18 protein-coding genes are annotated in these 23,344 nt (G+C 59.7%); 8 read left to right on the plus strand and 10 right to left on the minus strand.

The features are described 5' to 3' along the window. The first annotated feature begins 155 nt into the window (after window positions 1-155). Both JFU58_RS26830 and tcuC read left to right on the plus strand, forming a co-directional pair. Window positions 156-698, plus strand: a complete 543-nt coding sequence (locus tag JFU58_RS26830) for a chalcone isomerase family protein (RefSeq protein WP_201142787.1) — start codon at window positions 156-158, stop codon at window positions 696-698. Between the two features lie 286 nt (window positions 699-984). Then, window positions 985-2,283: an MFS transporter gene (gene tcuC / locus JFU58_RS26835; protein ID WP_063032252.1), complete on the plus strand. Its 1,299-nt coding sequence runs from the start codon at window positions 985-987 to the stop codon at window positions 2,281-2,283. Between the two features lie 161 nt (window positions 2,284-2,444). Here the strand turns inward: tcuC and JFU58_RS26840 are convergent, their stop codons facing one another. After that, window positions 2,445-3,908 (minus strand): glyceraldehyde-3-phosphate dehydrogenase, encoded by a 1,464-nt coding sequence (locus tag JFU58_RS26840; protein WP_023659083.1) that lies wholly within the window; start codon window positions 3,906-3,908, stop codon window positions 2,445-2,447. A 339-nt stretch (window positions 3,909-4,247) separates the two neighbouring features. Between JFU58_RS26840 and mfd the strand changes: the two genes are divergently transcribed. From mfd to JFU58_RS26855, 3 genes are read left to right on the plus strand one after another with little or no spacing between them, the layout of a single operon-like run. Further along, entirely contained in the window at window positions 4,248-7,697 is a 3,450-nt protein-coding gene (gene mfd / locus JFU58_RS26845) for a transcription-repair coupling factor (RefSeq protein WP_017477206.1), read from the plus strand. Window positions 7,698-7,708: 11 nt separating this feature from the next. After that, entirely contained in the window at window positions 7,709-8,278 is a 570-nt protein-coding gene (locus tag JFU58_RS26850) for a CsiV family protein (RefSeq protein WP_063032256.1), read from the plus strand. Between the two features lie 9 nt (window positions 8,279-8,287). Next, complete coding sequence (locus tag JFU58_RS26855; protein WP_201142788.1) at window positions 8,288-10,978, plus strand: DEAD/DEAH box helicase; 2,691 nt, start codon at window positions 8,288-8,290, stop codon at window positions 10,976-10,978. Between the two features lie 93 nt (window positions 10,979-11,071). Here the strand turns inward: JFU58_RS26855 and nagZ are convergent, their stop codons facing one another. Both nagZ and psrA read right to left on the minus strand, forming a co-directional pair. Then, window positions 11,072-12,082 (minus strand): beta-N-acetylhexosaminidase, encoded by a 1,011-nt coding sequence (nagZ, locus tag JFU58_RS26860; protein ID WP_063032260.1) that lies wholly within the window; start codon window positions 12,080-12,082, stop codon window positions 11,072-11,074. A gap of 170 nt (window positions 12,083-12,252) precedes the next feature. Next, window positions 12,253-12,960 carry a transcriptional regulator PsrA gene (gene psrA / locus JFU58_RS26865; RefSeq protein WP_017477203.1) on the minus strand — a complete coding sequence of 236 codons (708 nt, stop codon included), beginning with the start codon at window positions 12,958-12,960 and terminating at the stop codon, window positions 12,253-12,255. Window positions 12,961-13,222: 262 nt separating this feature from the next. On the opposite strand from psrA, the gene lexA reads away from it, so the two are divergent. Both lexA and sulA read left to right on the plus strand, forming a co-directional pair. Then, window positions 13,223-13,831, plus strand: coding sequence for a transcriptional repressor LexA (lexA, locus tag JFU58_RS26870; RefSeq protein WP_003172575.1), 609 nt, complete (start codon window positions 13,223-13,225; stop codon window positions 13,829-13,831). Window positions 13,832-13,841: 10 nt separating this feature from the next. After that, complete coding sequence (gene sulA, locus JFU58_RS26875) at window positions 13,842-14,315, plus strand: SOS-induced cell division inhibitor SulA (RefSeq protein ID WP_017477202.1); 474 nt, start codon at window positions 13,842-13,844, stop codon at window positions 14,313-14,315. Window positions 14,316-14,426: 111 nt separating this feature from the next. Here sulA and JFU58_RS26880 read toward each other — a convergent pair whose 3' ends face one another. The 7 genes from JFU58_RS26880 to JFU58_RS26910 all read right to left on the minus strand — a co-directional run bounded on the left by JFU58_RS26880 (window position 14,427) and on the right by JFU58_RS26910 (window position 22,729). Further along, a complete protein-coding gene (locus JFU58_RS26880) occupies window positions 14,427-14,660 on the minus strand; it encodes a hypothetical protein (protein WP_003218969.1) in 234 nt (77 codons plus the stop codon). A 108-nt stretch (window positions 14,661-14,768) separates the two neighbouring features. Beyond that, the gene (locus JFU58_RS26885) at window positions 14,769-15,290 is read right to left on the minus strand and encodes a DUF6586 family protein (protein ID WP_063032262.1); all 522 of its coding nucleotides are present in this window, start codon (window positions 15,288-15,290) and stop codon (window positions 14,769-14,771) included. Window positions 15,291-15,416: 126 nt separating this feature from the next. Next, window positions 15,417-18,038, minus strand: coding sequence for a type I DNA topoisomerase (topA, locus tag JFU58_RS26890; protein WP_017477200.1), 2,622 nt, complete (start codon window positions 18,036-18,038; stop codon window positions 15,417-15,419). A 114-nt stretch (window positions 18,039-18,152) separates the two neighbouring features. Further along, window positions 18,153-18,389 (minus strand): DUF1653 domain-containing protein, encoded by a 237-nt coding sequence (locus JFU58_RS26895; protein ID WP_010176359.1) that lies wholly within the window; start codon window positions 18,387-18,389, stop codon window positions 18,153-18,155. A 97-nt stretch (window positions 18,390-18,486) separates the two neighbouring features. Then, window positions 18,487-19,662 (minus strand): acetyl-CoA C-acyltransferase FadA, encoded by a 1,176-nt coding sequence (gene fadA / locus JFU58_RS26900; protein ID WP_003218978.1) that lies wholly within the window; start codon window positions 19,660-19,662, stop codon window positions 18,487-18,489. A gap of 29 nt (window positions 19,663-19,691) precedes the next feature. Next, window positions 19,692-21,839, minus strand: a complete 2,148-nt coding sequence (gene fadB / locus JFU58_RS26905; protein WP_063032264.1) for a fatty acid oxidation complex subunit alpha FadB — start codon at window positions 21,837-21,839, stop codon at window positions 19,692-19,694. Window positions 21,840-22,291: 452 nt separating this feature from the next. Next, the gene (locus tag JFU58_RS26910; protein WP_063032266.1) at window positions 22,292-22,729 is read right to left on the minus strand and encodes a hypothetical protein; all 438 of its coding nucleotides are present in this window, start codon (window positions 22,727-22,729) and stop codon (window positions 22,292-22,294) included. Window positions 22,730-22,834: 105 nt separating this feature from the next. Between JFU58_RS26910 and JFU58_RS26915 the strand changes: the two genes are divergently transcribed. Continuing rightward, window positions 22,835-23,272, plus strand: a complete 438-nt coding sequence (locus tag JFU58_RS26915; protein ID WP_003218985.1) for a universal stress protein — start codon at window positions 22,835-22,837, stop codon at window positions 23,270-23,272. Window positions 23,273-23,344: the final 72 nt, after the last annotated feature.

Genomic DNA, 23,344 nt, shown 5'->3' on the forward strand with positions numbered 1-23,344 from the left:
ATGTGGCTCAAGTGTGTGAGCCGGGGCACAGTCTATAGAACGCTCAACGTCGCGCACATTAACCCTTGGTCGCGTCGTAGGCCAGTTTTGCCTTTACTACAGGGTGTTCGTAATTGAATTAACCTCTAGGCAAGCACCTTTCAGGACGGGCCATTATGCGACATGTGATTGTTTGTTTATTGCTGATGTTGTCGGTCCCGGTGCTGGCGAATGAGGCTGATCGCCTCAAACAAGCCGATTTTCCGGCGCAATCTCATCAACTGGTGCTGAAAAACCAGGCCGTCCTGACCTATCTGTGGGCAGATGTGTATGCAGCCGCACTTTTCGCCCAAGCTGACTTGAGCGCCAAACAGGCGCTGGACCGGCAAAAAGATCTGCGCCTGGAGCTGTATTACTTTCGCGATATCGATCGCAACGATGTCATCAAGGCCGCCACCGCCACCCTTGAACGCCAGCAAACACCCGCCGCCCTCGCCCGCCTGATACCTGAACTGGAGCAATTGCACAAAAGCTTTCGCGACATCCGCAGCGGCGACCGCTATGCGCTGGACTTCCAGCCTCAGCGCGGCCTGAACCTGGAAATCAACGGCACGGTGGTGTTCAGCAGTCGCAATGACGAATTGGCCAAGGCTTACCTGGGAATCTGGCTGGCACCAAAAGGCTTGTCCGACAGCCTGCGTAATACCCTCCTCAACTGATCGCAAAAACCCTATGGGAGCAGGCTTGCTCGCGAATGCGGTGTATCAGTGACTCATTAGCTGACTGACACACCGTTTTCGCGAGCAAGCCCACTCCCACATTGGATTTTCATCACCCGGGGGCCTGCGGCAATTTGCCAGCTTGCCATCGGTTTTTTGTTGCCTGTGGTGGCTTATACACATATCGTTACAAAACTGTTCAGCGCCAGCCTCGTGCCAAAGCTTTAACAGCAAGGACGGTTGCGACCAGGGATTACTAATAAGATAGCCAAAATGAGTGCATGACATGTCCACTACAACGGGCAAGGGCAAGGCGATCTTTCGCGTTGTCAGCGGTAACTTCCTCGAGATGTTCGACTTCATGGTCTATGGCTTCTACGCCACGGCCATTGCCAAGACATTTTTCCCCACCGACAGCGCGTTCGCGTCCCTGATGCTGTCCCTGGCGACCTTTGGCGCCGGGTTCCTGATGCGTCCGCTGGGCGCGATTTTCCTCGGTGCCTACATCGACCGTCACGGCCGTAAAAAGGGCCTGGTGATCACCCTGGCACTGATGGCTGCCGGTACCGTCCTGATTGCCTGCGTTCCCGGGTACGCCACCCTGGGTGTCGCGGCGCCACTGATCGTGCTGTTCGGTCGCCTGCTGCAAGGCTTCTCCGCCGGTGTCGAGCTGGGGGGCGTGTCGGTGTACCTGGCGGAAATCGCCACTCCAGGCCGCAAAGGCTTCTTCGTCAGCTGGCAGTCCGCCAGCCAGCAAGCCGCCGTGGTATTCGCCGGCCTGCTGGGTGTGGGCCTGAACCACTGGCTCAGCCCGGAAGAAATGGGTGACTGGGGCTGGCGCGTGCCGTTCCTGATCGGCTGCCTGATCGTGCCGGTGATCTTCGTTATTCGTCGCTCCCTGGAAGAAACCCCGGAATTCCAGGCGCGTAAACACCGCCCTACCCTGCAGGAAATCGTCCGTTCGATCGGCCAGAACTTCGGCATCGTGATCGCTGGCATGGCGCTGGTGGTGATGACCACCGTGTCGTTCTACCTGATCACCGCCTACACCCCGACCTTCGGCAAGGCCGAATTGCACCTGTCGGACTTCGACGCGTTGCTGGTAACCGTGTGCGTCGGCATCTCCAACTTCATCTGGCTGCCGGTGATGGGGGCTGTGTCCGACAAGATCGGGCGTAAACCCCTGCTGCTGGGGGCGACGATTCTGGCGATCCTCACCGCGTATCCGGCGCTGTCCTGGCTGGTGGCCAACCCGAGCTTCAGCCATCTGTTGATCGTGCTGCTCTGGCTGTCGTTCCTGTATGGCTCGTACAACGGTGCGATGGTTGTAGCGCTGACCGAGATCATGCCGGTAGAAGTGCGCACCACCGGCTTCTCCCTGGCCTATAGCCTGGCAACGGCGACCTTTGGTGGTTTCACACCAGCGGCCTGCACCTACCTGATCCACGTGCTGGACAACAAGGCGGCACCGGGCATCTGGCTGAGCGGCGCAGCGGTGCTGGGCCTGATCGCCACACTGATCCTGTTCAAGGGCAACCGGCATGAACTGCGGACCGCGCAGGCTTCGATAGTCGGCGGCGCTTGATAGGTCGCTATCGCAGGCAAGCCAGCTCCCACATTTGAATGTATTCACACATCAACATGTGGGAGCTGGCTTGCCTGCGATGAGGCCGGTACAAACAATACAAAACCCACAGACATAAAAAAGCCCCGACTCGTCGGGGCTTTTTCATTTACCGCTGATGCTTAGCGCGGGAATGCTGGCGGGTTAACCCCGGCCATGTCTTCCATCACACGAACCACCTGGCAGCTGTAACCGAACTCGTTGTCGTACCAAACGTACAGAACAACGCGGTTATCCTGGGTAATGGTCGCTTCAGCGTCCACCACACCGGCGTGACGCGAGCCAACGAAGTCGGTGGACACCACTTCCTGCGAGTTGACGAAGTCGATTTGCTTATGCAGATCGGAGTGCAGCGCCATGTAGCGCAGGTACTCGTTCATCTCTTCACGGGTGGCGGCTTTCTCAAGGTTCAGGTTGAGAATGGCCATCGACACGTTCGGCGTCGGAACACGGATCGCGTTACCGGTCAGCTTGCCGGCCAGCTCAGGCAGGGCCTTGGCAGCAGCAGTGGCAGCACCGGTCTCGGTGATCACCATGTTCAGCGCGGCGCTACGGCCACGGCGATCGCCCTTGTGGAAGTTGTCGATCAGGTTCTGGTCGTTGGTGTACGAGTGAACCGTTTCAACGTGACCGTTAACGATGCCGAACTTGTCGTTCACGGCTTTCAGCACCGGCACGATGGCGTTGGTGGTGCAGGAAGCGGCGGACACGATCTTGTCGTCAGCGGTGATTTCACCGTGGTTGATGCCGTGCACGATGTTCTTCAGCTTGCCCTTGCCAGGCGCCGTCAGGACAACGCGGTCGATACCCGGGCACGCCAGGTGCTGGCCCAGGCCCTCGGCATCACGCCACACACCGGTGTTGTCCACCAGCAGTGCGTCCTTGATGCCGTACTGGGTGTAATCCACCTCAGACGGGTTCTTCGCGTAGATCACCTGGATCAGGTTACCGTTGGCGGTGATGGTGTTGTTTTCTTCGTCGATGACGATGGTGCCGTTGAACGGACCGTGTACCGAGTCACGACGCAGCAGGCTCGCACGCTTGGTCAGGTCGTTTTCTGCACCTTTACGAACAACGATGGCACGCAGGCGCAGGCCGTCGCCGCCACCGGTTTTTTCGATCAGGATGCGCGCCAGCAGACGGCCGATACGACCGAAACCGTAAAGCACAACGTCGGTGCCTTTGCGGGCAGCAGCGTTTTGCTGGCCAACCACGTCGGCCATTTCTTCACGCACGAACTGCTCGGCGGTACGGCCAGCGCCTTCCTTGCGGAATTTATAGGCCAGCTTGCCCAGGTCTACCGAGGCCGCGCCGAGCTTGAGCTCGCTCATGGCTTTAAGCAGGGGGAATGTTTCGTGGACGGAGAGTTCGCTGTCGTCGGCGGAACGATGGCGAGCAAAGCGATGAGCCTTGAGAATCGCGATGACTGATTGGTTGATCAGGCTGCGGCCATAGATCGAGCTCACCACGTTGTTATTGCGGTAGAGCTGACCGATAAGCGGAATCATCGCTTCAGCGAGTGCTTCACGGTCGATCCATTCACCAAGACACTGGTCGGGCTTCTGAGTCACGGGAACCTTCCACATGTAGGGGCAGAAAAAAGGGGCTACATTATGCCGCCCGACTGCCCTCGGAGCAATGCGCGACCCGCAACAAAACTCCTTGCAAAAAAATATCGCCCCGCTGGAGCCCAGTAAATACGTGGCTTCCAGCGCACCCCCTTCTGAGCCATTGTGACAAAGTGTCCGTAACCCTCCGAAACATACACCGATTTCGGCACTACATAATGAGTCAAAAGGCGCCTTTGTTTGTCTTAGCCACTACATTTCCTACAAACCGTAATAGGCTCAGTCAGCAACTGACAGGCGGCACTCCGGGCCGTTACAATTACCGACTTTGTCGCAACGCTTGGAGCTCAACCTTCCGTGCCCGTTCTGCGTCTACCGCTTCTCCCTGCCGCGGCAGGTAAACAGCACTGGGGCAATCTGCCCGGTGCCGCCCTGAGCCTGGCCATTGCCGAGGCTGCCAGCGCTGCCAAGCGCTTTACCCTGCTGCTCACCGCCGACAGCCAAAGTGCCGAGCGGCTGGAACAGGAGCTGAGTTTCTTCGCCCCCGATTTGCCGGTACTGCATTTCCCGGACTGGGAAACCCTGCCCTACGACCTGTTCTCGCCGCACCAGGACATCATTTCCCAGCGCATCGCCAGCCTGTACCGCCTGCCGGAACTGGCCCACGGCGTGCTGGTGGTGCCGATCACCACGGCCCTGCATCGCCTGGCGCCGACCAAGTTCCTGCTGGGCAGCAGCCTGGTGCTGGATATCGGCCAGAAGCTCGACGTGGAACAGATGCGCACCCGGCTTGAGGCCAGTGGTTATCGCTGCGTCGACACGGTGTATGAGCACGGTGAGTTCGCTGTGCGTGGCGCGCTGATCGACCTGTTCCCGATGGGCAGCAAACTGCCCTACCGGATCGACCTGTTCGACGACGAAATCGAAACCCTGCGTACCTTCGATCCGGAAAACCAGCGTTCCATCGACAAGGTCGACTCGGTCAAGCTGCTGCCGGCCCGGGAATTCCCGCTGCAAAAAGACGCGGTCACGCGCTTCAAGGCGCGTTTCCGCGAGCGCTTTGACGTGGACTTCCGCCGCTGCCCGATCTTCCAGGACTTGAGCAGCGGGATTACGCCCGCCGGTATCGAGTACTACCTGCCGCTGTTCTTCGACGAAACCTCCACCCTCTTCGATTACCTGCCCCAGGACACCCAAGTGTTCTCGCTGCCGGGCATCGAACAGGCGGCGGAGAACTTCTGGAATGACGTACGCAACCGTTATGAAGAACGCCGCGTCGACCCGTCCCGTCCTTTATTGCCACCGGCCGAACTGTTCCTGCCGGTGGAAGACTGCTTCGCCCGCCTGAAAAACTGGCCGCGCGTAGTCGCCAGCCAACAGGACGTGGACGCTGGTGCCGGCCGCGAGCGCTTCCCGGCGCAAGCACTGCCGAACCTGGCGATTGAAGCCAAGGCCAACCAGCCGCTGGAAGCGCTGTCGAATTTCCTCGGTGACTTTCCCGGCCGCGTGCTGTTTACCGCCGAGTCCGCCGGGCGCCGCGAGGTGCTGCTGGAGTTGCTGGAACGCCTGAAGCTACGGCCGAAAACCGTCGACAGCTGGCCGGACTTTGTCGCGAGCAAGGATCGCCTGGCGATCACCATCGCACCGCTGGACGAAGGCCTGCTGCTGGACGACCCGGCCCTGGCACTGATTGCCGAGAGCCCGCTGTTCGGCCAACGGGTGATGCAGCGTCGCCGCCGCGAAAAACGCGCCGACGCCAACAACGACGCGGTGATCAAGAACCTCACCGAACTGCGCGAAGGCGCGCCAGTGGTGCATATCGACCACGGTGTGGGCCGTTACCTGGGCCTGCAAACCCTGGAGATCGATAACCAGGTGGCTGAATTCCTCACCATGGAATACGCCGAGGGCGCCAAGCTCTACGTGCCCGTGGCCAACCTGCACCTGATCGCCCGCTACACCGGCAGCGACGACGCCCTCGCGCCGTTGCACCGCCTCGGCTCCGAGACCTGGCAGAAAGCCAAGCGCAAGGCCGCCGAACAGGTACGCGATGTGGCCGCCGAGTTGCTCGACATCTATGCCCGCCGTGCCGCCCGCGAAGGTTATGCCTTCGCCGACCCGAAAGCCGACTACGCAACCTTCAGCGCGGGCTTCGCCTTCGAAGAAACCCCGGACCAGCAAACCACCATCGACGCCGTGCGCGCCGACATGCTGGCGCCCAAGCCAATGGACCGCCTGGTGTGCGGCGACGTGGGCTTCGGCAAGACCGAAGTGGCGATGCGCGCGGCGTTTATTGCGGTGCACGGCGGCCGGCAAGTGGCGATCCTCGTGCCGACCACCCTGCTCGCCCAGCAGCACTACAACAGCTTCCGCGACCGCTTTGCCGACTGGCCGGTGACCGTGGAAGTGATGAGCCGCTTCAAGTCGGCCAAGGAAGTGAACGCAGCCATCGCCGACCTGGCGGAAGGCAAGATCGACATTGTCATCGGCACTCACAAGCTGCTGTCGGATGACGTGAAGATCAAAAACCTGGGCCTGGTGATCATCGACGAAGAGCACCGCTTCGGTGTCCGTCAGAAGGAACAGCTCAAGGCCCTGCGCAGTGAAGTCGACATCCTGACCCTTACCGCCACGCCGATCCCGCGCACGCTGAACATGGCAGTGTCAGGCATGCGCGACCTGTCGATCATCGCCACGCCGCCGGCGCGCCGGTTGTCGGTGCGCACCTTCGTCATGGAGCAGAACAAAAGCACGGTCAAGGAAGCCCTGCTGCGTGAGCTGCTGCGTGGCGGCCAGGTGTACTACCTGCACAACGATGTGAAAACCATCGAGAAATGCGCCGCCGACCTCGCCGAGCTGGTACCGGAAGCACGGATCGCCATCGGCCACGGGCAGATGCGCGAACGCGAACTCGAACAGGTGATGAGCGACTTCTACCACAAGCGCTTCAACGTGCTGATCGCCTCGACGATCATCGAGACCGGCATCGACGTGCCGAGCGCCAACACCATCATCATCGAGCGCGCCGACAAGTTCGGCCTGGCCCAGCTGCACCAGCTGCGCGGCCGGGTCGGGCGCAGTCACCACCAGGCGTATGCCTATCTGCTGACGCCGCCGCGCCAACAGATCACCTCCGACGCCGAGAAGCGCCTGGAAGCGATCGCCAACACCCAGGACCTCGGCGCCGGCTTTGTGCTGGCCACCAACGACCTGGAAATCCGTGGTGCCGGCGAACTGCTGGGGGACGGCCAGAGCGGGCAAATCCAGGCCGTGGGTTTCACCCTTTATATGGAAATGCTCGAACGGGCAGTAAAAGCCATCCGCAAGGGCGAACAACCGAACCTCGACCAACCACTGGGTGGCGGCCCGGAAATTAACCTGCGCTTGCCGGCGTTGATTCCCGAAGACTACCTGCCGGATGTGCACGCACGCCTGATCCTGTACAAGCGCATCGCCTCGGCCACCGACGAAGACGGCCTCAAGGACCTGCAAGTGGAGATGATCGACCGCTTCGGCCTGTTGCCGGAACCGACCAAGAACCTGGTACGCCTGACCCTGCTCAAATTGCAGGCCGAGCAACTGGGTATCAAGAAGGTCGACGCCGGGCCGCAGGGCGGGCGTATCGAGTTCGAAGCCCAGACGCCGGTGGACCCACTGGTGCTGATCAAGCTGATTCAGGGCCAGCCCAATCGCTACAAGTTCGAAGGGGCTACGCTGTTCAAATTCATGGTGCCGATGGAACGCGCCGAAGAACGCTTTAATACACTGGAGGCGCTGTTTGAGCGCCTCATCCCGAAATCTGCTTGAAGGACGCCCCAATGCGCCTGTTCCGCATTTTGAGCTTGTTGTTGGTGGTCGTTGCGCCTTCGGCGTTTGCCGACAGCCCGTACCTGGTGGAGATGATCCTGGTGCGGCAGAACGCCGAGCCGGCGATCAATAGCCGTGCGGCGCCGGAAAACTGGGACGCGGGCGCGCCACGCCTGGGGACCGACAAAATGAGCCCGCCGCGCCTGGGCAATATTGTCGAGAAGCTCCAAGCCAGCAGCGACTACACCGTGTTGCTGCACAAGTCCTGGGAACAGAATCTTGGTGAACAACCGGTGAAGCTGGCCATCAGCGACGGCCAGGAACAGTTCGGCCAGTTCCCTATCGAAGGCACCCTCAACCTGCAGCTTGGGCGCTTCACCGATATCGACGCGGACTTCTGGGTCAACCAGTTCGACGCCAACGGCAGCGTCATTGCCAGCGAACACCTCAGCCAGCAAGACGTGCGCACCAAGAACAACCAGCTCAACTACTTGGACGGCGGCCACCTCGCCCTGCTGATCAAGATCACTTCGCTGACTGCCAAGCCGCCCAGCGCACCACCGCCCGATGTCCAGGACTGATCCAGCACCATGCCCCTGACGTCGTCGTTGACCAAACCCCTGGCCCCTTCGTGGGCCAATCGCTTTAAAGAGCAAAGCCTTGAGCGCGGCCGGCGCTACGCCCTGGAAAACCGCGTGCGGATCGTCGAGTCCGGCGACAGCACCATCATTGCCAGCTGCGAAGGCTCGGGCGGCAACGTCTACCGCCAGACCATTTCGCTGCGCGAATCCGCCAAGGGCACGTTGATCCTGGTGGACAGCCGCTGCACCTGCCCCGTGCACACCAACTGCAAACACATCGCGGCGGTGCTGCTCAAGGTCCAGGAAACCCTGGCCTACCCGGCGGCGGCCCAGGATGCCGAGTTGCTGGAGAAGCTCCAGGCGGTGCTGGATAACCGCGTGGTATTGCCGCAAGTGGTAATGGAAGACGTCCAACCGGTGCCGCGCCTATGGCTGGCGAGTATCGAGTTCAGCGCCTTCGAGCCGCGCAACGGCAAAATGCAGCGTTATATCCAGCATCGCGCAGCATTGTCCTTCAACTATTTGGGCAACTACGTCAGCGGTCAGAAGAACGCCGACATCATCGTGCGCCAGGAACAACAGAGCCTGCGGATCAAGCGCCACCCCGAGGTGGAGCAGCAGTTTCGCGAACAACTGCGCCTGCTGGGCTTCAAGATCGCCACGCGCCAGAGCAAGGCCCTGCCGGAAAGCGCCGGCGAGCTGTTCGAGATGGTCAATGACAGCGCCTGGCTGAACTTCACCCTGAATGCATCGCCGACTCTGCGCGCCCAGGGCTGGGAACTACAGATCGATGAAGATTTCGGCTTCGACCTGAGCACCGTCGACGATTGGTACGCCAGCGTCGACGAAATGCCGGAGCGCGACTGGTTTGATCTGGAACTGGGGATCATCGTCAACGGCGAACGCCTGAGCCTGCTGCCGATTCTGTTGAACCTGATGCGCTCCCACACCGAGATTCTCAACCCGGAAAAACTCGCGCGGCGCCGCGATGACGAACTGATCCTGGTGAACATTCCCGGCCTGCCCAACGGCCACGGCCCGCTGCAAGTGGCGCTGCCTTATGGCCGGCTGAAGCCGGTGCTGGCAACGCTTGGCGAGTTCTACCTGCAAGAGCCCGGCACCACCGCGCTGCGCCTGGCCAAGGCCGACGCCATTCGCCTGAACCCGCTGGAAGACTTGCCGCTGCAGTGGGAAGGCGGCGAAAAGATCCGCAACTTCGCCCAGCGTCTGCGGGACATCAAAGATTTCAGCTGCGAAGCGCCCGAGGGCTTGAACGCCACATTGCGTCCTTATCAGTTGGAAGGCCTGAGCTGGATGCAGTCGCTGCGCCAGCTCGACGTCGGCGGGATTCTTGCGGACGACATGGGCCTGGGTAAAACCCTGCAGACCTTGGCGCATATTCTCAGCGAGAAAATCGCCGGGCGCCTGGACCGGCCGTGCATGGTGGTGATGCCCACCAGCCTGATCCCGAACTGGCTCGACGAAGCGGCGCACTTCACGCCGCAGCTCAAAGTATTGGCGTTGTACGGCGCCGGGCGTAAGAAACATTTCCCTCAGTTGCAGGACTACGACCTGCTGCTGACCACCTACGCCCTGCTGCCCAAGGACATCGAGCAACTGGCTGCCCTGCCCTTGCACGTGCTGATCCTCGACGAAGCGCAGTACATCAAGAACCCCAACAGCAAGGCCGCCCAGGCTGCCCGCGAGCTGAACGCCCGCCAGCGCCTGTGCCTCAGCGGTACACCGCTGGAAAATCACTTGGGCGAGCTGTGGTCGCTGTTCCACTTCCTGCTGCCGGGTTGGCTGGGGGATGTGAAAAGCTTCAACCGCGATTACCGTGTGCCAATCGAAAAGCGCGGCAGCGATGTGCGATTGCAGCACCTTAATGGTCGGATCAAGCCGTTCCTGCTGCGCCGTACCAAGGAGCAGGTGGCGACGGAATTACCGCCCAAGACCGAGATCATTCATTGGGTCGACCTCAACGAAGCCCAGCGCGACGTGTACGAGACCATGCGCCTGGCGATGGACAAGAAAGTCCGCGACGAGATTACCCGCAAAGGCGTGGCCCGTAGCCAGATCATCATCCTGGAAGCGCTGCTCAAGTTGCGCCAGGTGTGCTGTGATTTGCGTCTGGTCAATGATGCGACGTTGCCGGCGAAGGGCAGCAGCTCGGGCAAGCTCGACAGCTTGATGGAAATGCTCGACGAGCTGTTTGCCGAAGGCCGCAGGATTCTGCTGTTTTCCCAGTTCACCTCGATGCTGAGTCTGATTGAGTCTGAGCTGAAGAAGCGTGGCGTTGCCTATGCGCTGCTGACCGGGCAAACCCGGGACCGACGCACGCCGGTGAAGGATTTCCAGAGCGGCAAGCCGCAGATCTTTCTGATCAGCCTGAAGGCCGGTGGCGTCGGGCTTAACTTGACGGAAGCGGACACGGTGATTCACTACGACCCGTGGTGGAACCCTGCCACGGAAAACCAGGCAACCGACCGTGCGTATCGGATTGGCCAGGAGAAACCGGTGTTCGTCTACAAGATGATTGCCCGGGGCACCGTGGAAGAGAAAATCCAGCATTTGCAGAAGGAAAAGTCTGATCTGGCGGCGGGCGTTCTGGATGGGCGGACGACGGGGGATTGGAAGCTGGGGAATGAGGATATCGAGGCGCTGTTTGCGCCATTGCCGCACAAGCAGGAAAAGCGCTGACATTAAGATCGCCATCGCGGGCAAGCCCGCTCCCACATTTGGAATGCATTTCCCTGTGGGAGCTGGCTTGCCTGCGATGGACGCGACGCGGTCTTAATCAATCAATTGAGCATCTCGCAGCGCACCCAACGCTGCCAACCAACGCGGATCCTGCTTGTACTCGGTCGAAGCCACAGCTTGTCCACGCATCCGCGCAATACGCGCCGATGGCGTGACCTTCATGCGCTGGGCAGCACTCAGGGCCAATTCAGCGGCAGCGCGATCGTTGCACACCAGGCCCATGTCGCAGCCTGCAGTCAGCGCCGCCTCGATACGGCTCGCAGCATCACCGACCACGTGAGCGCCAGCCATCGACAGGTCATCACTGAAGATCACCCCATCGAACTGCAACTCACCGCGCAGGATGTCCTGCAGCCAGCGCCGGGAAAAGCCGGCCGGTTGCGCGTCGACCTGTGGATAAATCACGTGGGCCGGCATGACGGCCGCCAACTGCTTGCTCAGGCGTGCGAACGGCACCAGGTCATTGGCGCGAATCTGTTCCAGGCTGCGCTCATCATTGGGAATCGCGACGTGGGAATCGGCTTCGGCCCAGCCGTGGCCGGGGAAGTGTTTGCCGGTAGCGGCCATGCCAGCGCTGTTCATCCCGCGAATAAAGGCACCGGCAAGCACCGCGGCGCGCTCGGGGTCGCCTTCGAATGCGCGCGTGCCCACGACTGCGCTGCGTTGGTAATCGAGGTCCAGTACCGGCGCGAAGCTCAGGTCCAGGCCGACCGCCAGTACTTCTGTCGCCATGATCCAACCGCACTGCTCGGCCAGTTGCTCGGCATTCGGGTTGTCGGCCAAGGCGCGCATCGCCGGCAGGCGGACGAACCCTTGGCGCAAGCGCTGCACCCGGCCGCCTTCCTGATCGACCGCCAGCAGCAGGTCCGGGCGCACGGCGCGAATCGAGGCGCTCAACTCACGCACCTGGCGCGGATGCTCAATATTGCGCGCAAAAATGATCAGGCCGCCCACCTCGGGCTGGCGCAACAAGTGGCGGTCTTCAGCCGTCAGCCAGGTACCGGCGACGTCCACCATCAAAGAGCCTTGCAGGGCTTGGGTCATAAAGCTTCCTTAAATAACGCACGCAGCCCGGAGCCCTCGCGAGATCGCATCGCCAGGGTTGAATCTGGAGACGGACGCTCAGCGAGAGCAACGGGCTGTGGGTAAATAGCTGAAATCGGCATGGGCGGCTAGCTTAGCGGATGCAAGCGGCCGCGCACACCCGGACCGGGTTAAACCTTGGCCGGGATGGGTACCGACTTGCTGCGGGGACGCAACTGGGCGGCGGCCATGGCCTGGTCGGTGACGCCGGTTTCGGCACGCATGCCGGCGGCGAGAAACGGCACCATCAGGCGCATCACCTGCTCGATGGAGGTGTTCACGCCAAAGTCGGTCTCGGCAATCGCACGCAGGGCCTTGATCCCGGACATGCTGAACGCAGCAGCACCGAGCATGAAGTGCACGCGCCAGAACAGTTCGATCGGCGGAATACGCGGTGCCGCTTCGTTGACCAGCAACATATAGCGGCGGAACACCTTGCCGTACATGTCTTCAAGATAGCGACGCAGGTGACCCTGGCTCTGGCTGAACGCCAGGCCCAGCAGGCGCATGAAGATCGACAGGTCGTTGCCGCTGCGAGGCTGGACCACCAGGGCTTGCTCGACGAGGATTTCCAGCAGGTCTTCCAGGCTTGGCTTGTTTTCAGGCTTGGCCTGGCGACGTTCCAGCTCACGGTCGAGACTGATACAGAAAGGCCCCAGGAAACGTGAGAACACGGCCTGGATCAGCGCCTTCTTGGAGCCGAAATGGTAGTTCACTGCTGCCAGGTTGACCCCGGCCTTGCTGGTAATCAGCCGCAATGAGGTTTCAGCAAATCCTTTTTCCGCGAACAACTGCTCGGCAGCATCGAGAATGCGTTCAACGGTTTCCGACTGGGCCATGGCTACTCCGCCTGACAAACACTTGTTTGAAACATACGTTTCAAGCTATGTCTTGTCAAGCCTGCAGGTCGGTTTGCGGCTGGTCGGTCAGCTATTTCATGGCCATTTAATCACATTCGCCAAGGTCTGTAGGCAGCGCTGTTTTCAGCCTGTAGGACGTATGACAAACGACCGTCCAGCGGAGTGACTGAAAACGGTGATTGCCAAGCGCAGTCCACTGTATATAATCCCAGTCACTGTATAAAAAGACAGAGCGATCAACATGCTAAAACTGACGCCACGCCAAGCTGAGATTCTGGCTTTTATCAAGCGCTGCCTCGATGACAACGGCTACCCGCCGACCCGAGCGGAAATTGCGCTGGAACTGGGATTCAAGTCGCCCAACGCCGCTGAAGAACACCTCAAGGCCCTCGCCCGCAAAGGTGCGATCGAGATGACCCCAGGTGCCTCACGGGGCATTCGCATCCCTGGCTTCGAAGCCAAGGCCGACGAGTCGACACTGCCGATTATCGGGCGGGTCGCAGCCGGTGCGCCGATCCTGGCGCAACAGCACGTCGAGGAATCCTGCAACATCAACCCAACGTTCTTCCATCCCCGTGCCGACTACCTGCTGCGAGTCCATGGCATGAGCATGAAGGACGTGGGTATTTTCGACGGCGACCTGCTGGCCGTCCATACCACACGTGAAGCCCGCAATGGCCAGATTGTCGTCGCCCGTATTGGCGATGAAGTGACGGTCAAACGCTTCAAGCGCGAAGGCAGCAAGGTCTGGCTACTGGCCGAGAACCCTGAGTTTGCGCCGATTGAAGTGAACCTGAAGGATCAGGACCTGGTGATTGAAGGCTTAAGCGTCGGCGTTATTCGCCGCTAACGGAGGCATCATGCAGTTCCTACAGACCCCACAACACACTCAGCTGTCGCTGTTTGAGGCCTTTATGGCCCAGCCCCTTGCGCCCATCCTCAAGGAAACGGTCGAAGCGCCCTGGAGCGCCGAACCCGAGGCGTTCAGTGAACTGTCGTTGCGCGGTGCTGCCGGGAGCTGCCTGAGCCTGCTGGCGCCGATCCTTCGCGAATTGAGCGAGGAACAGGATGCACGCTGGCTGACGCTGATCGCCCCACCGTCCAGCCTGACCCAGGCCTGGCTGCGGGACGCCGGCCTTAACCGCGAGCGCATCCTGTTGCTGCAACCCCGCGGCACCCAAAGTGCCCAGCAGCTGACCTGCGAAGCCTTGCGCCTGGGCCGTAGCCACACGGTAGTCAGTTGGCTGAACCCGCTGACAACAGCGGCCAGGCAGCAACTGATCAGCGCCGCACGTACGGGCGATGCGCAGAGCTTGAACATTCGGTTGGGATAAAACGATGCGCGGATAACTGACTCTGTCAGGATCCGCCATGACGCGAGGCTTCTTCAGGCTTGAGAAGCCGATCTGCACGACTAAAGCTTACAAAAAAGCCGACAAACGGACTCAGTGAAGAATCCGTGGGCCGTCTTCCTTCTCCGGCTCGCCCTCAGCCAGGCGCCCTGCCATCTGCACACCTACGCTCAACATGGCTTTTGCCACTTCCACGTGCTGGCCCTGCAGGAATGCTTTTGCATCTTCGGAAAAATCCAAAATTACCAGAGAACCCTCGTCCTCAGCCCGGCGCAGCTCAATTCGGCCGTCGGGCAGTTCAACAATTTCCAGAAAGGACGTTGGCATAAAAGTCTGTTCTCCACGAAAGGCCGGCATTATATCAGTCATCAGCGCGGCCTCGCTCAGGATCTGAACAGCTTTCTTTACGGCTTGATGAATGGTGCCTGACTTAACTCAGCACTCGTTCAGCCCATCCCGAAAACGAATGGCCAACTTCTTCAACTCCTGTCGCCAGCTTTCCAGCTCTTCACGGCTTAATGGCGCAGGCCCCTCTTCTTCCAGGCTCACGGCCAGGATCAGCGGCTGGGTCACATCCCCCTTGGGCTTGTGAGGTACACGAGGCGGCTGGAACATCTCGGCGTGAGCTACCAGCAAGCGTGCCAACCAGCTGTCCGGGCTCTGCGCCATTTCCACCAGCTCGGCCAACTCCGGAATGGCCATGGACTCCAGCACATCACGGTTGATGATCATCTCTGCACGCGGTGAACCGGCCTGAGGCAAGCGGTAGAACCCGGCAATTTCATGGCACAAGCCAAGCAAGGCACCATACAGGTGAAACAGCGCCGCTTCACGCCCGGCCTGCACCAGCGCGATAGCGTTCATCTCCTTTCCTTCCTCGGCGCGGCCAAGTGCTTCCAGGGACAAACCCGCGAAGTAAATTTTCTGGTTGGTACGGGTATAGAGTTCGTTGGCCATGAAGGCAGTCTCCACAACGAATAAGGCGTGATGCTGGCTGAACAGTGTCACGGATCAGCCAAGTCCACTGCAAGCGCAAAAAAAGGCCGCCTATAAAGGCGGCCTTTGTTCATATGGCTGATCGTATCAAGCGCCCTGGCGCTTGTCCTCGACCTTCCACTTGCCACCGTCGTAGAACGCTTTCCAGCCGGTAGGCTTGCCTTCCACTTCGGTCTGCACGTACTGCTCCTTGGTCTTGCGGCTGTAGCGGATCACGGACGGGCGACCGTCCGGGTCCTTCTTCGGCGCTTCACAGAGGAAGTGGTACTTCGGATCGATCTCGTCCTTGTGGGGCACGATCTCGATCACCAGCGGAGCACGGGTTTCGCGGTTTTTCGGGAACTGGCTGGCAGCCAGGAACAGCCCCGAAGCGCCATCACGCAGGATGTAGGTGTCGTTGACCTTCTCGCACTTGAGTTCAGGCATCTTCACCGGGTCCATCTTCGGCGGCGCCGCGTCACCGCTTTTCAGCAGTTTGCGGGTGTTCTTGCACGTCGGGTTGGTGCAACCGAAGAACTTGCCGAAACGGCCGGTCTTGAGCTGCATCTCGCTGCCGCACTTGTCGCATTCCAGGCTCGGACCTTCGTAGCCCTTGATGCGGTAAGTGCCTTCTTCGATCTCATAGCCGTTGCAATCCGGGTTGTTACCGCAGATGTGCAGCTTGTGCTTCTCGTCCAGCAGATAGGCGTCCATCGCCGTGCTGCAGATCGGGCAACGGTGCTTGCCACGCAGTACCAGCGACTCGGATTCACCCTCGTCATCGGCAGCGATTTCATCGCCTGGCACCAGGTTGACGGTGGCCTTGCAACGCTCTTTCGGCGGCAGGCTATAACCCGAGCAACCGAGGAACACACCAGTGGACGCGGTACGAATCTGCATCGGACGACCGCAGGTGAGGCACGGAATGTCCGTCATCACCGGCTGGTTGGCACGCATGCCGTTCTCGGCGCTTTCAGCCACTTCGAGTTTCTTCTTGAAGTCGCCGTAGAACTCGTCGAGCACGTTTTTCCAGTCGCGTTCGCCCTGGGCCACGTCATCGAGATTCTCTTCCATGCCGGCGGTGAAGCCGTAGTCCATCAGGTTGGAGAAGCTCTCGGACAGGCGCTCGGTGACGATGTCGCCCATCTTTTCCGAGTAGAAACGACGGTTGTGCAAGGCAACGTAGCCGCGGTCCTGGATGGTGGAAATGATCGCCGCATAGGTCGAAGGACGACCGATACCGCGTTTTTCCATCTCCTTGACCAGGCTGGCTTCCGAATAACGCGCCGGCGGCTTGGTGAAGTGCTGGGACGGGTCGAGCTTGATCAGCTTCAACACATCGCCCTGGGCCATGTCCGGCAGCACGTCATCGTCGCCCGGCTTGGCAATTTGCGGCATCACGCGGGTGTAACCGTCGAACTTGAGGATACGGCCCTTGGCACGCAGCTCGAAGTCACCAGCCCCCACGCTGACAGTCGTCGACAGATATTGCGCCGGCAGCATCTGGCACGCCAGGAACTGGCGCCAGATCAGCTCATAGAGGCGCTCAGCGTCGCGCTCCATGCCGCTCAACTTGCTTGGCTCGGTGTTGGCGTCGGAGGGACGAATCGCTTCGTGAGCCTCTTGTGCGCCTTCCTTGCTGCTATAGACGTTCGGCTTCTCCGGCAGGTACTTCTTGCCGAACTCGCTTTCAATATAAGTGCGCGCCATCGCCACCGCGTCTTGCGACAGGTTGGTGGAGTCGGTACGCATATACGTGATGTAGCCCGCTTCATACAGACGCTGGGCCATCATCATGGTCTTCTTCACCCCGAAGCCCAGGCGGTTGCTCGCAGCCTGTTGCAGGGTGGACGTGATGAATGGCGCCGACGGTTTGCTGCTGGTGGGCTTGTCTTCACGCTTGACGATGCTGTAGCTGGAAGCCTTGAGCTTCTCCAGCGCGGCCATGGCCTGGGCTTCGTTGAGCGGCTTGAAGGCCTCGCCTTTCTCGCGGGCCACTTCAAAGCGCACGTTGTTGCCCTTGGCAGTGCCCAGGTCAGCGTGCACTTCCCAATATTCTTCAGGGTTGAACGCACGAATCTCGCGCTCACGCTCCACCACCAGCTTTACCGCAACCGATTGCACACGGCCGGCGGACAGGCCACGGGCGATCTTCGCCCACAGCAGCGGCGAGACCATGTAACCCACGACGCGGTCGAGGAAGCGACGGGCCTGCTGGGCATTGACGCGGTCAATGTCCAGTTCGCCCGGCTTGGAGAAGGCTTCCTGGATCGCCTTCTTGGTAATTTCGTTGAACACCACGCGCTTGTAGCGGCTGTCGTCACCACCGATGGCTTCCCGCAGGTGCCAGGCAATAGCCTCCCCTTCGCGGTCCAAGTCGGTTGCGAGATAGATGGTGTCAGCATCTTTGGCGAGCCGGCGCAGCTCTTCGATGACCTTTTCCTTGCCCGGGAGGATCTCGTACTTGGCTTTCCAGCCATGATCGGGATCGACACCCATGCGCGAGACCAGCTGCTTGCGCGCTTTCTCTTTAGGCGTGAGCACCGGACCTTCGCCCGCAGCCGCCTTGCCGCGCTTGGCGGCAGGCTCCTTGCTGGCGCTAGCCGAACCGCTGGTGGGCAGGTCTCGGATATGGCCGATACTCGACTTCACCACGTACTCGTTACCCAAGTACTTGTTGATGGTCTTGGCCTTAGCCGGGGATTCCACAATGACCAGCGATTTGCCCATGGATCGGAAAATTCCTGAATTCGAGAAGTGAAAGGCGGTTGGCGCCTGACGCGGCAACGCTATATATAGTGGCAACAAGGTGAGGTCAAGCGCAGCATTCTGCGCGGCCTGCCTTTATTGCGCGGAAAAAAGGCTGGGTTCGACCTGGATCAAAGCAAAGCGCGGGACCTGTTCGCCGTCAACTTCGACGGTCTCCAGGAACATGCTCAAGGGACGCACCCAAAAGCCGTAATCGCCATACAGTGCTTGGTAAAACACCACTTCCTCTTCGGTCTCGGAATGCCGCGCCACATTAAAAACGCGGTACTGCGGACCTTTATAATGCTGGTAGAGCCCTGGTTCGACTTTCATGCTCTGGCCCTCTTACAAAATTTGTTAAAAAAAAATATAAAAAATTCCAAAAAACAAAAACCGGGGCACTGGGCCCCGGCTTCCGTCAGCGAAACGTTTAGATACGTTCGAAGACGGTGGAGATGCCTTGGCCGAGGCCAATGCACATGGTCGCAACCCCAAGGTTGCCGCCATTTTGCTTCATCACGTTCAGCAACGTGCCGGAGATACGAGCACCGGAACACCCAAACGGGTGACCCAGGGCAATCGCGCCGCCGTGCAGGTTAACCTTCTCGTTCATCTTGTCGAGCACTTTCAAATCTTTCAGCACTGGCAGGGCCTGTGCGGCGAAAGCTTCGTTGAGCTCGAAGAAGTCGATATCGGAGATGGTCAGGCCCGCGCGCTTCAATGCTTTTTGTGTGGCCGGTACTGGACCATAGCCCATGATTGCCGGGTCCACACCTGCGACTGCCATCGAACGGATCACGGCCATCGGCTGGATGCCCAGGTCCTGGGCACGCTGGGCCGACATCACGATCATGCACGAAGCACCGTCGGTGATCTGCGACGAAGTACCGGCTGTCACGGTGCCGCCCTTTGGATTGAAGGCAGGCTTCAAGGCCGCCAGGCTTTCCAGGGTGGTGTCCGGACGAATGGTTTCGTCGTAGTCGAACAGTTTCAGGAAACCGTTCTCGTCGTAGCCGTTCATCGGGATGATTTCATCCTTGAACTTGCCTTCCACGGTCGCCTTGTGGGCGAGCTGGTGGGAACGCAGGCCAAATGCATCCTGGGCTTCGCGGGTAATGCCGTGCATTTTACCGAGCATTTCAGCGGTGAGGCCCATCATGCCCGAGGCTTTCGCCGCGTACAGGGACATGTGCGGGTTCGGATCGACACCGTGCATCATGCTGACGTGGCCCATGTGCTCCACGCCGCCGACCACGAACACATCACCGTTACCGGTCATGATCGCCTGGGCAGCGGTGTGCAACGCGCTCATGGACGAGCCACACAGGCGGCTGACGGTCTGGCCGGCAGCGGTGTGCGGGATCTGCGTCATCAAGGAAGCCATGCGGGCGATGTTCCAACCCTGCTCCAGGGTCTGGTTGACGCAGCCCCAGATCACGTCTTCGACTTCGTTCGGATCGACCTTGACGTTGCGTTCCAGCAATTTGCTGATCAGGTGCGCCGACATGTCTTCAGCGCGGGTGTTGCGGTGCATGCCGCCCTTGGAGCGGCCCATCGGCGTACGACCGAAGTCGACAATCACGACGTCTCTTGGATTCAAGCTCATAAATATTCTCGCTCTAGTCGTCTGGGCACTTAACCGAAGAAGCTCTGGCCGTTCTTGGCCATCTCACGCAGCTTCGCAGTCGGGTGGTACAGCGGGCCCAGATCAGCGTATTGATCAGCCAGGGCAACGAACTCGGCCACACCGATGGAATCGATGTAACGCAGCGCACCACCACGGAATGGAGGGAAACCAATACCGTAGACCAGGCCCATGTCGGCCTCGGCTGCGGTTTCAACGATGCCATCTTCCAGGCAGCGCACGGTTTCCAGGCACAGGGCGATCATCATCCAGTTGACGATGTCCTCGTCGGACACTTCACGCTGTTCGTAGATGACCGGCGCGAGTACTTCGTGAACCGATGGGTCGGCCACTTTCTTCTGCTTGCCCTTCTTGTCGGTCTCGTAAGCGTAGAAACCCTTGCCATTCTTCTGGCCCAGGCGCTTGGCTTCGTAGAGCGCGTCGATCGCCGAGCGGCGGTCGTCTTTCATGCGGTCCGGGAAGCCTTCAGCCATTACGTCACGACCGTGGTGGCCGGTGTCGATGCCGACCACGTCCATCAGGTACGCCGGGCCCATTGGCCAGCCGAATTTTTCCATGACCTTGTCGATGCGCACGAAGTCCACACCGGCGCTGACCAGCTTGGCGAAACCGCCGAAGTACGGGAACAGCACGCGGTTGACCAGGAAGCCCGGGCAATCGTTGACGACGATCGGGTTCTTGCCCATTTTCTTGGCATAGGCAACGGTGGTGGCAACGGCCAGTTCGCTGGACTTCTCACCACGGATCACTTCCACCAGCGGCATCATGTGCACCGGGTTGAAGAAGTGCATGCCGACGAAGTTTTCCGGACGCTTGAGGGCCTTGGCCAGCAAGGTGATGGAAATGGTCGAGGTGTTGGAAGCCAGGATAGTGTCTTCTTTAACCTGGGCTTCAACTTCAGCCAGTACCGCCTGCTTGACCTTCGGGTTCTCGACAACCGCTTCGACCACCAGGTCGACGTGGCCGAAATCGCCGTAGGACAGCGTAGGACGAATGCCGTTAAGCACTTCAGCCATTTTCGCTGCCGTCATGCGGCCTTTATCCACGCGGCCTACCAGCAGTTTCGCGGCTTCTGCCAGACCCTGTTCGATACCGTGTTCGTTGATGTCTTTCATCAGGATCGGCGTGCCTTTGGACGCCGACTGATAGGCGATACCGCCACCCATGATACCGGCGCCGAGTACGGCAGCCTGTTTCACATCGCGGGCGATTTCGTCGTAGGCCTTGGCCTTTTTCTTCAGTTCCTGGTCGTTCAGGAACAGACCGATCAAGCTCTGCGCCGCAGAAGTCTTGGCCAGTTTGACGAAGCCGGCAGCTTCGATTTCCAGGGCCTTGTCGCGACCGAAGTTCGCGGCCTTCTGGATGGTCTTGATCGCTTCAACCGGCGCCGGGTAGTTCGGGCCGGCCTGGCCAGCCACGAAACCTTTGGCGGTTTCGAACGACATCATTTGTTCGATGGCGTTGAGCTTGAGTTTTTCCAGCTTTGGCTGACGCTTGGCCTTGTAGTCAAATTCGCCGCTGATGGCGCCTTTGATCAGGTTCAGGGCGGCTTCTGCCAGCTTGTCGGGAGCCACCACGGCATCCACGGCGCCGACTTTCAGCGCGTCTTCAGCACGGTTTTCCTTGCCGGCGGCAATCCACTCGATGGCGTTGTCGGCACCGATGATGCGCGGCAGGCGCACGGTACCGCCGAAGCCTGGGTAGATACCCAGCTTGACTTCCGGCAGGCCGATTTTCGCGGTGGCAGACATCACGCGGAAGTCGGCGGCCAGGCACATTTCCAGACCGCCACCCAAGGCGATGCCATTGATCGCGGCAACGGTCGGCACGTTGAGGTCTTCGAAATCGCTGAAAATCTTGTTGGCTTCGAGGTTGCCAGCCACAAGCTCGGCATCGGGCAGCTTGAAGTTGTCGACGAATTCGGTGATGTCAGCGCCGACGATGAACACGTCCTTGCCGCTGGAGACGATCACGCCCTTGACCGATGCATCTGCTTTGATGGTGTCTACGGCCTGACGCAATTCATTCAGGGTTAGACGGTTGAACTTGTTGACGGACTCACCCTTGAGGTCGAATTTCAATTCGACGATGCCACTTTCAAGAGCCTTAACCGTGATGGCTTTACCTTCGTAAATCATCAACTGATCTCCACGATATGGAAGCTGAACAGTACACGTCGGACGCAGGATTCAGCGTAGACACTGACGTTACCGTCGATGCTAACGCCAATTTGCCAGGCACACCCGCCAACGCGATAGTCGGGATTCTGTACGAACGGTCTGAAAGACAAACGCTCAATTCATACGCCCGTTTGATTTGGGTACGTCACCTTCAGCCAAATCCGATGAATTGTCAATCGCTCGAAAGGGCCGCTAAAACGCGACTTTTCAGTCATTTCAGAACCCGAAGCAGCCGGCATCGCCCCGCCAATGTTTAATCATTCGCGAAATCAATAATGAGAAATATGATTTAAAGGGCTGTACAGAACCGAATATGCGGCTAGGCTAGCGGCACGTAAAACGAATTACCGGCCTGCCTGGCCAACTCCAGCCCGATGATGCTTTCGGGCTTTTTAATGCCTGCAGGAATCTCAGGCCAGCGCCTTGAGCACCGCGTCAATGTCCTGCAACACGCTCAACTCGCCCTTCTCGCCCCAGTACAGGGTGATCATTTGCTTGTCGGCTTCGACTTTGTAGACGTTCTCAGGCAGCGTCGCAAAATGCGGCAACAACTTTTCATCAACGCAGATTTCCTGCCACTGATTGACCCACACCCCCGGTTCCAACTGCCAATAACTCCAGGTCACAAGCTTGGTGCCGCGTCGCGGCCGGTGATACTGCGCGCACGGGCTCGGCGGCTCGTGCTTGAGCCAGTGCGGCCACTCCTGAGGTGTCAGTTGCATGGCCAAACCGATGCGCCGCGCCTCCATGCGTAACGCCATGCGCCCGCTCGAATGGCGCGAAGGACGCAGCCACGCCAGCGGACTCAAAACCAGCGCAAGGATTGACACCACTATCCAGACCGTCATATGTGTACTCCCGAATTTCTTGATGAGCGGATTTGACCTGACGCAACCCCATCCGCTTGAAACAAGCCATACTGAACTTATCGCTTTCCTTTGGAGAAACTCCTCATGCCCTACGAACATATTCTGGTCGCCGTGGACCTGACCGAAGAATGCGACCCCGTGATCAAGCGGGCCGTAGGCCTTGCAGGCGATTCGGTGAAGCTGTCCCTGGTGCATATCGTCGAACCGATGGCCATGGCCTTTGGTGGCGACGTGCCAATGGACCTTTCCCAGCTGCAACAGCAGCAGTTCGACCAGGCCAAGGAACGCCTTGATCGACTGATCAACAAGTACCCCGCCCTGAAAAAAGACCAGAGCCACCTGACCTACGGCCAGCCGCGCCAGGAAATCCACCACCTGGCCAAGGAACAAGGTTGCGACCTGATCGTGGTCGGGAGCCATGGCCGCCACGGGCTGGCCCTGCTGCTGGGCTCCACCGCCAATGACGTGCTGCACGGCGCACCTTGCGATGTGCTGGCAGTGAAACTGGTAAAGAGCTCGTAAGACCAACAGCAATTTAATATGGGAGCGGGCTTGTGTGGGAGCGGGCTTGCTCGCGAAAGCAGTGGATCAGTC

Source organism: Pseudomonas sp. TH34 (genome assembly GCF_016650865.1).
Taxonomy (GTDB): Bacteria; Pseudomonadota; Gammaproteobacteria; order Pseudomonadales; family Pseudomonadaceae; genus Aquipseudomonas; species Aquipseudomonas yamanorum.